This window comes from Lacinutrix chionoecetis, from assembly GCF_053604665.1.
The window spans coordinates 1-478 of sequence record NZ_JBSHNQ010000049.1 but is presented as its reverse complement, the minus strand read 5'-3'; the positions used below and the strand labels follow the sequence as shown (position 1 = coordinate 478).

Below are 478 nucleotides of genomic sequence, written 5' to 3'. Positions count from 1 at the left end.
TGTGGCATTGTCTTCTACACGTACCCAAATGGTTTCCATGTTTATGGTACCGTTTATATAAGCGTTTGGCGTTGCAATCGGGTTGTTTGCTGCTTCGGCATTGGCTTGGGTCTGGTAGTAGGTAATGGTGTACAGGGTTGGATCTAAATCGTTAGTGGCATCACCATCTAACAGGTTTAATATTTCTGGTTCTTTGGTTGGTAAATTAAAGGTGGCAAACCCATCGGCATCGTTATCGCAAACGGCTAAGGGTGTTAAATCCTGAGCGGTGATGATTTGTGGGGTTGGGTTGACAATGAGCACAAGGTCTTCGAAACTGGCACAGTCTGTTGCTATGGTTGCACTTTCTACGCGTACGTAGATGGTTTGCATGTTAACCACAATGTTGTTATACGGACTGGCTAATGGGTTGATGTTGTTTTGCGCATCGGCTGGTGTTTCGTGATAGGTAACGGTAAGTCCTGGTGCGCCTCCTGTA

Annotated in this window: 1 protein-coding gene; it reads right to left on the bottom strand. The window is 45.8% G+C overall.

Features of this window, described 5'->3' with window-relative positions:
• A partial coding sequence (locus ACVC43_RS00835) for a hypothetical protein (RefSeq protein WP_452222680.1) occupies positions 1–478 on the bottom strand: 478 nt, incomplete at both ends.